General features: G+C 72.0%; 10 protein-coding genes. 5 read left to right on the forward strand and 5 right to left on the reverse strand.

Annotation, left to right across the window (positions count from 1 at the left end; all coding sequences use genetic code 11):
• Nucleotides 1-133 precede the first annotated feature (133 nt).
• From GB932_RS14340 to GB932_RS14350, 3 genes are all read right to left on the reverse strand, one after another.
• Nucleotides 134-799, reverse strand: coding sequence for a GntR family transcriptional regulator (locus GB932_RS14340; protein WP_156761370.1), 666 nt, complete (start codon nucleotides 797-799; stop codon nucleotides 134-136).
• A 117-nt stretch (nucleotides 800-916) separates the two neighbouring features.
• Complete coding sequence (locus tag GB932_RS14345) at nucleotides 917-1,669, reverse strand: M56 family metallopeptidase (protein WP_156761371.1); 753 nt, start codon at nucleotides 1,667-1,669, stop codon at nucleotides 917-919.
• A 32-nt stretch (nucleotides 1,670-1,701) separates the two neighbouring features.
• Nucleotides 1,702-2,073: a BlaI/MecI/CopY family transcriptional regulator gene (locus GB932_RS14350; RefSeq protein WP_156761372.1), complete on the reverse strand. Its 372-nt coding sequence runs from the start codon at nucleotides 2,071-2,073 to the stop codon at nucleotides 1,702-1,704.
• A 148-nt stretch (nucleotides 2,074-2,221) separates the two neighbouring features.
• Between GB932_RS14350 and GB932_RS14355 the strand changes: the two genes are divergently transcribed.
• Together GB932_RS14355 and cydB are read left to right on the forward strand one after the other, a co-directional pair.
• Nucleotides 2,222-3,784 (forward strand): cytochrome ubiquinol oxidase subunit I, encoded by a 1,563-nt coding sequence (locus GB932_RS14355; RefSeq protein ID WP_156761373.1) that lies wholly within the window; start codon nucleotides 2,222-2,224, stop codon nucleotides 3,782-3,784.
• Nucleotides 3,785-3,810: 26 nt separating this feature from the next.
• Nucleotides 3,811-4,881, forward strand: coding sequence for a cytochrome d ubiquinol oxidase subunit II (gene cydB, locus GB932_RS14360; RefSeq protein WP_156761374.1), 1,071 nt, complete (start codon nucleotides 3,811-3,813; stop codon nucleotides 4,879-4,881).
• A gap of 89 nt (nucleotides 4,882-4,970) precedes the next feature.
• Here cydB and GB932_RS14365 read toward each other — a convergent pair whose 3' ends face one another.
• Together GB932_RS14365 and GB932_RS14370 are read right to left on the reverse strand one after the other, a co-directional pair.
• On the reverse strand, nucleotides 4,971-6,236 hold the full coding sequence (locus GB932_RS14365) for an RNA polymerase sigma factor (RefSeq protein ID WP_156761375.1): 1,266 nt from the start codon (nucleotides 6,234-6,236) through the stop codon (nucleotides 4,971-4,973).
• A 10-nt stretch (nucleotides 6,237-6,246) separates the two neighbouring features.
• Nucleotides 6,247-6,675 (reverse strand): YciI family protein, encoded by a 429-nt coding sequence (locus GB932_RS14370; protein ID WP_156761376.1) that lies wholly within the window; start codon nucleotides 6,673-6,675, stop codon nucleotides 6,247-6,249.
• A gap of 176 nt (nucleotides 6,676-6,851) precedes the next feature.
• Here GB932_RS14370 and GB932_RS14375 point away from each other — a divergent pair, with 176 nt between their 5' ends.
• The 3 genes from GB932_RS14375 to cydC all read left to right on the forward strand — a co-directional run bounded on the left by GB932_RS14375 (nucleotide 6,852) and on the right by cydC (nucleotide 12,126).
• The gene (locus GB932_RS14375) at nucleotides 6,852-7,895 is read left to right on the forward strand and encodes a M4 family metallopeptidase (RefSeq protein WP_156761377.1); all 1,044 of its coding nucleotides are present in this window, start codon (nucleotides 6,852-6,854) and stop codon (nucleotides 7,893-7,895) included.
• Nucleotides 7,882-8,214, forward strand: coding sequence for a protealysin inhibitor emfourin (locus GB932_RS14380; RefSeq protein WP_156761378.1), 333 nt, complete (start codon nucleotides 7,882-7,884; stop codon nucleotides 8,212-8,214). Before GB932_RS14375 ends, GB932_RS14380 begins: the two co-directional genes overlap by 14 nt.
• A gap of 219 nt (nucleotides 8,215-8,433) precedes the next feature.
• A complete protein-coding gene (gene cydC, locus GB932_RS14385; RefSeq protein ID WP_197517501.1) occupies nucleotides 8,434-12,126 on the forward strand; it encodes a thiol reductant ABC exporter subunit CydC in 3,693 nt (1,230 codons plus the stop codon).
• Nucleotides 12,127-12,132: the final 6 nt, after the last annotated feature.

The following is a 12,132-nucleotide window of genomic DNA, read 5'->3' on the forward strand; positions in this document are numbered from 1 at the left end:
GTCGGGTGAAAGTCATTCCATCACGTTTACTGTTAACAGTCAACGGGAGGCCTTGAACCGCGAACGCACAGGCTCTGCGCGAGCGCACACGTTATTGCGTGTGCGCTCGCGCAATCCGTGTGCGATGGAGGAGCTACGGCGCGGAGCGCGAGTCGAGCTCGAGCCGCATCCGCTTCTCGGCGCCCGCGAGATGCCCCTGCAGCTCGGCCGCCGCGATCACGGGATCACCCGCACGGATCACCTCGTACAGCCGCCGGTGCGCGTCAGCCGCCTCGTGCAGGTCCCGATCGTGGTTGACGGTGACCTGCAGCAGGGCCTCCCACGTCAGCGCGTACTGCTGCCAGGCTGCGCGCAGCCGGGGGTGGTCGGCGAGCTCGTACAGCAGGTCGTGGAACCGCATATCGGCCGCAAGGAAGGCGGCGTGATCCCCGTCATCCGCCGCCCGCGCCATCCGCTCGACATCGGCGAGGGCCGGAGCCCAGCGCGCATCGTCGGTCACCATCATCGCCCGCTTCATCGCCAGCTGCTCGAGGGCCCCGCGCAGGCTGTAGAGCTGCTCGACGTCATCGTCTGTGAGGCCCGTCACGTAGATCCCGCGCGGCTTCTGCACCTCGACGAGACGCTCGTAGCTCAGCTGCGTCACGGCGTCGCGCACGGGGCCGCGGCTCACGCCGAACTCGTCGGCGAGGGCCTCCTCGGTCAGGCGGGCGCCAGGCGCGAGCTCGCCGCGCACGATGCGCGTGCGCAGGATCGCCGCGACCTGTGTTCCGAGCGGCACGGTCCGCTGCACTGCCACCATGGGTCCTCCCGTTGTCCGTTAACAGACTACAGACGCGAAGGGCGACCCTCCATATCCACAAGTCTTCGCCAAGTCAGCAGCTGGTGGCTGCGGACTTGGCGAAGGCTTGTGGACGCGTCACCCCGCGAGGCGTCGGAACCGATCCACCGCGCGGTTGCGACGGCTCGATCCGCCCTCGCCGTGCACCCGGCCGACCTGCAGGATCGCGCGGGCGAGGACCTCGTCGGGCTGGGTGCGGCGCGCCTGATCGTCGGCGAGCAGCTCGACGAGGGCCTCGACCTCGCTCTCGGCGCGCTCCGCCATGGGGAACCACGGGAGCGCGGCGCGCCATGCCCGGAAGGAGACGCGCAGCACCTCGTGACGCTGCTCGACGTGCGCGCGCTCGTGCGCGATGACGGCCGCGAGCTCGTCCTCGTCGAGCGCGTCGAAGAGGCCCTTCGAGAGGACGGTGACGGATCCGATCCCGCGCGGCAGGCAGTAGGCGACGGGCGCCTGGTCGTCGAGGACCACGGTGCGCTTCCTCGTCGGATCCGGCTCGCTCAGCAGCAGCAGAAGCTGCAGGTGCCGCCGGCGCTGCCGCTCGAACTGCACGATCGTCACCGCGAGGTGGCCGAGGAGGTACAGGGCGAGGAGCGCGGCGGGGATCCCGGCGATCCACGGGTGCGCGGGGAAGAATGCATCGCCGAGCAGCCAGAGCGCGCCGACCATCGACAGCCCTCCCGCGAGGGCGATCGCCTGCCAGAGCAGCAGCGCCCGAGCCGGGGCGCGCGCGGGCCATGCGGCGCGCGAGAGCATGATCGGCGCCGGCCACGCCAGGACGACGGCGACGCCGGCCAGCGCGATGGCGGCGATCAGCGCCGGATAGGACATGGGTCGAGCCTACGCGGCGGTTCCCCAGCGGTTCAGTCGGATCCGACACCCGCGCGATCGAGGATCTGGCGCAGGTATGCGGCCTCCTCCTCGGAGACGCCGCCGACGAATCGGGCGAGCACGGCGGTGCGGTCGCCCGCGTCGCCGAGAACCTCGTGCATGAGCTCGGCCTGGTGCTCGGCGCGAGACGCGATGGCGTGATAGCGGTGCGGGCGCACGGACTTGTCGGCCGCGACGAGGCCCTTCTTCTCGAGCCGGGAGAGCACGGTGAGCACGGTCGTCGCCGCCATGTCTCGGCCGCGCTGGGCCTCGATGGCGTCCTTGATGTCGTACGCCGTCAGCGCGTCGTCGGCGTCCCACAGGACGTCCATGACACCGCGCTCCAGATCTCCCAGATTCGCCAACCGCTCCCCCTCGCTCGAGCCGTGAAGTCCGTCCATTCTACAGCGTGTCGAGCAAGATCTACTTCCTGTCGAAATACTTCTACTCTTCGTAGAAATTTGTTCTACACTGCGTAGAAGACATCGCTCCGACGACGCGAAGGAGACGCGCGTGGACGTTCTCGACATCGCCCGCTGGCAGTTCGGCATCACGACCGTCTACCACTTCCTCATGGTCCCGCTCACCCTGGGACTCGGCATGACAGTCGCCATCCTCCAGACGGCGTGGGTGCGCACGGGGCACGAGAAGTTCCTGCGCGCCACGAAGTTCTGGGGGAAGCTCTACCTCATCAACTTCATCGTCGGCGTCGCGACGGGCCTCGTGCAGGAGTTCCAGTTCGGCATGGCGTGGAGCGAGTACTCCCGCTTCGTCGGCGATGTCTTCGGCGCGCCCCTCGCCCTCGAGGGCCTGCTGGCGTTCTTCGCCGAGTCGACGTTCCTCGGCGTCTGGATCTTCGGCTGGGGCCGCCTGCGCAAGGGCCTGCACCTCGCGGCGCTGTGGTGCGCGGTCACGGGGTCCTGGGTGTCGGCGTATTTCATCATCGTCGCGAACTCGTGGATGCAGCACCCCGTCGGCGTCGAGCTCGCGGCCGACGGCCGCCCCGTCATGACCGATGTCTGGGCCGTGCTCACGAACAACACGGCGATCGCGGCGTTCACACACACGATCTTCGGCGCGCTGGTCGTGGCGGGCATGTTCCTGCTCGGCATCAGCTGGTACCACCTGTGGCGCCGGCGCCACGACGGCATCGACACCGTCGACGGATCCGGCCGCGTCGTCGTCGGCGAGGCCGATCTCCCCGGCCGCGACCGCACCGATCACGGCGTGTGGATCTGGTCGCTGCGCTTCGGCGCGATCGTCGCGATCCTCGGCTTCGCCGGCACGGTCGTCACGGGCGACGCGCAGGGCAAGCTCATGTACGAGCAGCAGCCCATGAAGATGGCCGCCGCCGAGGCCGCGTGCCACACGGGCGGATCCTTCTCGGTCCTCTCTCTCGGTGACCCCGGCGGCGACTGCGATGACGTCGTCACCCTCATCGAGGTGCCCGGCGTGCTCGGCTTCCTCGGCACAGGCGAGTGGGGCGCCGAGATGCCGGGCATCAACGACCTCGAGCCGACGTACGTCGACCAATACGGCGCGACGATCCCCGACGATGCGCTCTACGGCGACCGGGCGGGCAGCGAGGTCGAGTACGTGCCGGTCATGTGGGTGACGTACTGGGGCTTCCGCCTCATGATCGGGCTCGGCGGGATCGTCGCGGGCGCCGCCGTCATCGCGCTGTGGCTCACACGGAAGGGCACCGTGCCGCGATCGCCCTGGATCATGCGCCTCGCCCTGCTGGGCATCGTCGCGCCGTTCGCGGCGAACATCGCGGGCTGGATCTTCACGGAGCTCGGTCGTCAGCCGTTCGTCGTGGCGCCCAATCCCGATCCGTCCGGCATCGACGGCGTGTTCATGTTCACGGCGGCCGCCGTCTCGCCCGGCGTGACCGCGGGAGAGCTGCTCTTCTCGGTCATCTCGCTCTCGGCGATCTACGGCGTGCTCCTCGTCGTCGAGCTGTTCCTGCTCGTGAAGTACGTGCGGGGCGGCGTCGCGAGCGCGATGCCCGAACTCGCCCCGCACGAGACGCCCGACGACGACCGGCGCGACGACGTGCTGGCGTTCGCCTACTGAGACCCGCGGAACAGGAGACAACGCTCATGGACGTTCTTCCCGTCATCTGGTTCGGCGCCATCGCCCTGCTGTGGATCGGCTTCCTGCTGCTCGAGGGCTTCGACCTCGGCGTCGGCATGCACGTGCTCTTCTCCACGCGCGACGAGCGCGAGCGCCGCACGATGCTCAACACGATCGGCCCCGTGTGGGACGGCAACGAGGTGTGGCTCATCACGGCCGGGGCCGCCATGTTCGCGGCGTTCCCGCTCTGGTACGCGTCGCTGTTCTCGGCGCTGTACATCCCCCTCACGATCACCCTGCTCGCGCTCATCCTCCGCGCCGTCTCGATCGAGTACCGCGGCAAGGTGCACACGGCGCGGTGGGCCGGGTTCTGGACGTGGACGCTCGGCATCGGGTCCCTCGTCACGGCCTTCTGCATCGGCGCCGCCCTCGCAATCACCTCGACGGGTCTGCCCCTCGACGCGAACGGCGACCGCGCCGGCCACCCGTTCGTGTGGCTGACGATCCCCGCGGTGCTCGGAGGGCTCGGCGTCGTCGGCTTCGCGCTCGTGCACGGATCCACGTTCCTCGCGCTGAAGACCGATGGGGCGATCCGCGAGCGCGCCGCCCGCTTCAGTGCGACGTGGGGGCCGCTGCTCCTGCTGCCCGCCGCGGGGTGGGCGATCTGGGCGCAGTTCGCGAACGGCGGATCCGCGCTGTCGTGGATCCTCGTCGGCCTCGCCGTCGCGGGCGCGGCGTTCGGGCGGCTGAGCGCGCGGTCGCGGCGCGGCGGGGGCGGATCCGCCGGCGATGCGCGGGCGGAGCGCCGCGCGTTCCTCGGCTACGGCGCGTTCGTCGTCGCGGGAGCGGCGTCGATCTTCGCCGCGATGTTCCCGTACGTGCTGCCGTCGACCCTCGATCCCGCGCACGGCCTCACGGTGTTCAGCGCATCGAGCAGCGACTACACCCTGACCGTCATGTCGATCGTCGCGGCCGTCGGCCTGCCCCTCGTGATCGCCTACCAGGCGTGGTCGTACTGGGTGTTCCGGAAGCGGCTCACCCCGGGCATGATCCCGGCCCCGCACATCGTGCTCCCCGCGATCCTGCGGGAGAGGTAGCGGCGCCAGAATCGGAGAAATCCTCCGGATCGGACGCCTCGCGCGAGAGCTCCCGATCCGGGGGATTTCTCCGACGTTGTGGCGGCGGCTCACCGCCCCGTCGCGGCGCGGGCCTGGAGGATCGCGCGGTCGCGGGCGTTTCTCGCCCGCGCGGCCGCCTCCGCGAACGCCTCGCGCGCCTCCTCCGCGCGGCCCAGGCGCTCGAGCAGCTCCGCCCGCACGGAGGGGACGAGGTGCGAGGCGCGCAGCCGGGGATCCTGGGCGAGGCGCTCGACGATCTCGAGTGCCTCAGCGGGGCCGGACGCCATCGCCACGGCGCTCGCGCGGTTCAGCTCGATGATCGGGGACGGGGTGATGCTCAGGAGCGCGTCGTACAGCCGCACGATCGTCGCCCAGTCGGTCTCCTCGACACTCGGGGCGAGCGCGTGGCACTCGGCGATCCCCGCCTGCAGCGCGTAGGCGTCGCGGCCGCGGCCGATGCGGTCGACCCGAGCGAGCGCCGCGCGGCCGCGCGAGATCGCGCCGCGATCCCATCGAGCCCGATCCTGGTCGGCCAGCAGAACCGGATCCCCGGAGGCGTCGAGACGCGCGGGGAAGCGCGATGCCGTCAGCTCCATGAGCGCGACGAGCCCGTGGGGGCTCGGCTCGTTCGGCAGCAGCACCGCGAGCGAGCGGCCGAGGCGCAGGGCCTCGCGCGCGAGCTCGGGGCGGATCACGTCGTCGCCGTGCGATGCCGCGTGCGCCTCCGTGAAGACGAGGTAGATGACGCCGAGGACGGCGGCCAGGCGCGGCGCGAGGTCGGCCCCCGCCGGCGCCTCGAAGGGCACCTCCGCCTCGGCGAGTTGCTTCTTGGCCCTCACGATGCGCTGCTGCACCGTCGAGACGGGCACGAGGAACGCCGCGGCGATCTCCTCGGTCGACAGGCCCGCGACGATGCGCAGCGTGAGGGCGACGCGGGCCTGCGGCGCGAGCACGGGGTGGCACGAGATGAAGATGAGACGCAGCACGTCGTCGTCGATCTCGTCTGGATCCCACGGCTCCTCGCCCGCCGGATCCATGTCGCCCGCGATCTGGGCGAGGCGATCCTCGTACCGTTCGCGGCGGCGCCAGTGATCGATGGCGCGGCGCTTCGCGGTCGTCGTGAGCCACGCTCCGCCGTTGCGGGGCACGCCCGTGCGCGGCCACTGCGCGAGCGCTTCGGCGAGCGCCTCCTGTGCGAGGTCCTCGGCGAGCGCGAAGTCGCCTGTGTAGCGGGTGAGGGTCGCGACGATCTTCGCCGCGTCGATGCGCCACACGGCCGACACGGCCCTGCGCGCGGATTCCTCCGCGGACAGGGCCGTGTCGTCGAGCGTCATCGAGGGGCGCTCACTGCTGGGCGCGGGCGGCCTGCTCCTCGCGCCAGCCGGCCTCCTTCTTGATCCACTCGTTGTCGGGGTCGAAGTCCGACTCGTCGGTGACGCGGCGCACCTCGATCTTCGATCCCGGGCCGAGCGGCACCTTGCTCGCCCACTGCACGGCCTCCTCCTTCGAGGCGACCTCGAGGATCCAGAAGCCGTTGAACAGCTCCTTCGTCTCGCCGTAGGGTCCGTCGGTGACGAGCGGCGGCTCGGCCGAGAAGTCGACGACGAATCCGTTGTCGTCCGCGTCGGCGAGCCCCTCTCCGGCGAGCAGCACGCCCGCCTTCATGAGCTCTTCGTTGTACTGCCCCATCTGCGCGATGATCTCGTCGAAGTCGACGTCCTTCGTCGCCTCGATCGCCTCGTCCGAGTTGCGCATGATCAGCATGAACTTCATGGGTCTGACTCCTTGTCTCGGGGCCGCCGTATCGGCCCTCTCACTGACAACGTCGACTGGGGAACCTGCGGATCGACATCTCCGAGAACATTTTTCTGGATCCGCGTGCCGCGCGTCCAGTGCCTCTCCCGATTCGCCCCTGTTCCCGTGTCTGAGGTCCGGCGTACCGTTGCCGCATGGTCACCGGAATCATCCCCCCTCACCTGCTGACGCGCCTCGCTCGGCTCGACGATCCGCGCTTCGGGCGCGCGGCGGCCGCAGCGCGACATGCGCTCGTCCGCGACCCGTCGGTGCGCGACGGGCGCGCGCGGCTCGCGGCCCTGCACGCGCCGGCCGTCGACGCCGGCGGCCTTCATCGCACGATCAGCGATGCGCAGAACGCCGAGACGCTGCCCGGCGTGACCGCGCGCGGCGAAGGCGATCCCGCGACGGGCGATGCCGCCGTCGACGAGGCATACGACGGGCTCGGCGCGACATACGCGCTCTTCTCCGACGCGTACGGGCGCGACTCGATCGACGGGGCGGGCCTGCCGCTGCGCGCGACCGTGCACTTCGGTGCACAGTACGACAACGCCTTCTGGGACGGCGAGCGCATGGTCTTCGGCGACGGCGACGGCGAGGTGTTCCGCCGGTTCACGGCGTCGCTGTCGGTCATCGGCCACGAGCTCGCGCACGGCGTGACCGACCACACGGCGCGGCTGGTCTACCGGGGCCAGTCCGGGGCGCTCAACGAGTCGGTGTCCGATGTCTTCGGCGCGCTCGTCGAGCAATACGAGCGTCGACAGGATGCGGCGAGCGCGACCTGGCTCATCGGCGCGGGCCTGTTCACCGACGAGGTCGAGGGCGACGCGCTGCGCTCCATGGCCGCCCCCGGCACGGCGTACGACGACGATCTGCTCGGCAAGGATCCTCAGCCCGGCCATATGCGCGACTTCATCGACACCGTGGAGGACAACGGCGGCGTCCACCTCAACTCGGGCATCCCCAATCGCGCGTTCCACCATGTGGCGACCGCGCTGGGCGGCTTCGCGTGGGAGCGGGCGGGCCGCATCTGGTACGACACCCTCCTGTCCGGCCTCGAGCCGAACATCGACTTCGCGGGCTTCGCGGAGGCGACGATCCGCACCGCTGAGCTGGCATTCGGCGCCGAGTCCGGTGAGGCGACGGCCGTGCGCGGCGGCTGGTCCGAGGTGGGGGTGCGGGGCGATGCCGCGGCGTGACGACGACGACCCCCGCGACGCCGACGGCGCCGCGGAAGGCGAGGCGGAGGAGCGGATCGTCGTGATCCGCTCGGGCGGCTTCGCCGGCCTGCGCCGCGAATGGGCGGTGTCGCCCCGCGACGACGCGGCCGCGTGGATCCCTCTGGTCGAAGCGTGCCCGTGGAACGAGGTCCCGAGCGACGCCACCGCGCGCGACCGATACATCTGGCGCATCGAGGTGCACCTGCTGACGCTCCATCACGCGGCTGACGTTCCCGAATCGTCCCTCACGGGTGCCTGGCAGGCTCTCGTCGAGCGGGTCCGTGACGCGTCGGAATGAGGGGTGCCTGCGCCGCGCGAAGCGGGGAGGGGCTCGTGTCCCGGCGACTGGCTCGGGCCTGGCGGGCGCCCGAGGAACGAGGGCGCGGGAGCGGAGCCGGGACACGAGCCCCTCCCCGCGGCCACCCCGCGCACGCGACCCGAGACGCCTATGAGCCACACAAGCACCCCGCGCGGCGTTTCGTCTCATCCCGACGTATCGGGTAGGCATGGAGTCACGATGAGCAACGATCCGTGGCAGGCGGAGGCCGAGCGACCTCGGGAACCGGCGCGGAGGCCGGAGCTGGGGCCGGTTCCGCGCTTCGCGCTGTTCGCGCTCGGGGTGCTCGCGGCGCTGAAGGGTCTTGGCCTGGTGCTCGTGGCCGCCGCCGTCGCGGAGGGCGTCTCGGGGCTGCTGTCGGGGGCGATCGATACGCAGCACGTGGTGCTGCTGGGCGGCGTGGGCGCGGTTCTGCGCGCGCTCGCGGGCTGGGCGACGCGGGGCGTCGCCCAGCACATGGCGGTGACCGTGAAGCGGGACCTGCGGGGCCGGCTGTGGGATCGCATCGCACACGGCGACGCCGAGGGTGCGGAGCTCGCGGAGGACGCAGCGGAGGACAAGCCGTCGGCGCCGGCGCGCATCTCGACGACTCGCGAGGGCGACGGGTCGGTCTCGGTGCTCGCGACGGACGGGCTCGATGATCTCGACGACTATTACCAGGCGAATCTGCCGGCGATCATCCAGGCGGTCGTCGTGCCGCTCGTGGTGGGGTTGCGGATCCTCGGCGCCGACTGGGTGAGCGCGCTCATCGTCGTCGTGACGGTGCCCCTCGTGCCGCTGTTCATGGTGCTGATCGGCCGCCACACGCAGGCGCGCACGGATGAGGCCGTCGGGTCGCTCGCGCGGCTCGCGAACCACATGACGGAGTTGGCGCGTGGCCTGCCGGTGCTCGTGGGGCTCAACCGCGTCGAGGATCAGTCGCGGGCGCTCGACACCATCCAGCGCGAGTACCGTTCGCGCACGCAGGAGACGCTGCGCTGGGCGTTCCTGTCGTCGATGGCCCTCGAGCTCATCGCGACGATCTCGGTCGCGGTCGTGGCGGTCTTCCTCGGCCTGCGCCTGCTGAACGGTTCCGTGGGCCTCGAGGCGGCGCTGCTCGCCCTGATCCTCGCGCCCGAGTGCTTCGCCGCACTGCGCGAGGTGGGCGCCGCCTTCCATTCGTCGCAGAACGGCCTGTCGGCGCTGCAGCGGGTGCGCGGGATCCTCGGGGGCGCGCGCCGGGACGATGTGCGGGGCGCGGCGCTGCCTGTCGTCGCGGACATCACGAGCCCGATCGACCTCCCGCTGACGAAGACGCTGCCCGAGACGTTCGAGCAGCCGGTGGACTTCCCGACGCTGAGCGAGATCGCGGCGGGCACGGCGTGGGCGGGGCAGCCGGAGCCGCAGCAGGAGCACCTTCCGCCGGCGATCGTCGTGCACGACCTCACGGTGCACTACGCGGGGCGCACGGATCCGACGCTGTCCGGCTTCTCCGCGCGCCTGACGGGGATCACCGCCGTCACGGGGCCATCGGGCGCGGGCAAGTCGACGCTGCTCGGCGCGCTCACGGGCACCCTTCCGGCCGACTCCGCGTCGTCGGGGTGGATCGTCGGCGTCGACTCCGAGCTCGTGGCGTGGGCACCGCAGGCGCCACGGGCGTTCACGGCGACGCCGTGGGACGAGCTCGTGCTGTACGGCTCGTCGAATCCGGAGGCGCCGCTGCGCGAGGTGGGGCTGCAGGCGGCGGCGTATTCGTCGATCGCGGAGCTGAGCCCCGGCGAACAGCGGCGGCTCGCCGTGGCGCGTGCGCTCGTCCGTGTGGACAGCGGCGCGACCGTCATGGTGCTCGACGAGCCGACGGCGCACCTCGACGACGGCTCGGCCGCGCGTGTGCGCGATGCGATCCGCCGCCGGGCGAATCGTGCGACGGTGATCCTCGCGACGCACGAGCCAGAGACCCTGGCGCTCGCGACGCACACGGTCGCGGTGGACGAGGCGGGCGGATCCGCGGACACCGCCGAGCAGGGCACGGACCATCGGCTCGGGTACGCCGCGGCGGGCGCGACGGGCGCGGTCTCGGACGGCGGATCCGTCGATCCCGCCGACGAGGTGTCCGCCGCTCCCCGGGCGGCGTCGCCCGAGCCGACGACGTCGACCGTCGGCCTCCCGGTCATCACCGACACGGTCCGGCTCGCCGACGGGCCGGCGTCGCGCAGCATCCGCCTGCCGCGGCTGCGGGGGCCGAAGCATCGGGCGCTCCGTCGCGACCGCGCCGGCACGTGGCGCGCGCTCGCCGCCGCCATCGCTCCGGTCTCGGGCCCCTGGGCGGTCGGCATCCTGCTCGCGTTCGCGACGATCGCGATGGGCCTGGCCCTCACCGCCGTCTCGGGCTGGCTCATCGTGCGCGCGAGCGTCGAGGAGCACATCATGTATCTGCTCGTCGCGATCGTCGGCGTGCGGTTCTTCGGCATCGGGCGCGCCGTCTCGCGCTATGCGGAGCGCCTCGTCACGCACGCGGCGGCCTTCCGCGTGACGGACCGACTGCGTCTTGTCCTGTGGCGGTCGATCGCGGGCCGCGGCGCCGGCTCCCGGCGCCTGCTCGAAGGCGGATCCCCCGTCGACTATCTGGTGACGCTCGCCGATGAGCTGCGCGACCTGCTCCCGCGCACGCTCCCTCCTCTCGCGGTCGGCGTGCTGTCGATCGCGGGCATCTCGGTCACGACCTCGTTCGTCGCACCGCACCTGACCGGCCTCGTCGCCGCGACGCTCGGCGTCGCGGCCGTGGTGGGGGCGGCCTTCGCGGTGCTGTCGGCACGCGGCGCGATGCGGCTGCGGATCCGCGAGCGCTCGGCCCTCGTGCGCGGGACGACCGCACTCGCGGCCGCCTCCGACGAGCTGCGGGCGAACGGCGTCTCGCTGCCCGCGGTCGCGCGCCTCGATCGCGCCGGTTCCCGGCTCGCGCAGGCCGAGAAGCGCGCGGCGTGGGCTGCGGGCCTCGGCGGCGCCGTCGTCGTCCTCGCCGCATCGACCCTCGCGATCGTCGTCGCCCCGCTCTCGACCGGCAGCCCCGCCGAGCTCGCCTGCGTGGTCGCGCTGCTGGCCCTCGCCGCGGTCGAACCGCTCGAAGGTCTCGTGGCGGCGGCGCACCGGATCCCCGCCCTGCGCGAGGTCGCCCGGCGCCTCGCGCCCCTGACGACCCCGCCGCAGCCGGTGTCGACGGGCACGGATCCGGCCCCGACGCCCGTCCGCGAGCTGGCGCTGCGCGGTGTCGCGGCGAAGTACCCGGGCACGGACGAGCCCGTGTTCCGTCACGTGACGGGCACCGCGCAGGCGGGTGACTGGCTCGTCGTCTCGGGGCGATCGGGGGCTGGGAAGTCGACGCTGCTGACGGTCATCATGGGCGCGCTGTGGACGACGGAGGGATCCGTGACGGCCGACGGCGTGCCCCTCACGGAGATCGCGCCGGCTTCGTGGCGGGACCGGGTCGCCTGGTGCCCGCAGGACGCGTACGTGTTCGATTCGAGCATCCGCGCGAATCTCCTCCTCGCGCGCGGCCGCGACGATGCGCCGACCGACGACGACATGATGGACGCGCTGCGTCGCGCCGGCCTCGGCCCGCTGCTCGAGTCTCTGCCCGATGGCCTCGACACGCATGTCGGCACGGGCGGATCCGGCCTGTCGGGCGGCGAGCGCCAGCGCCTCGCCGTCGCGCGCGCCCTCCTCAACCGGGCCGATGTGATCCTGCTCGACGAGCCCGCCGCACACCTCGACGCCCCCACGGCACAGGCGATGATGGCCGACATCCGCCGCGCGACGACCGACCGCATCGTCGTGCTCGTCAGCCACCGCTCCGACGCCCAGGCGCCGGAGGGCTCCGCCACGATCGAGCTGTAGGGGCCC

The organism is Microbacterium karelineae, assembly GCF_009745985.1.
GTDB classification, from domain to species: Bacteria; Actinomycetota; Actinomycetes; order Actinomycetales; family Microbacteriaceae; genus Microbacterium; species Microbacterium karelineae.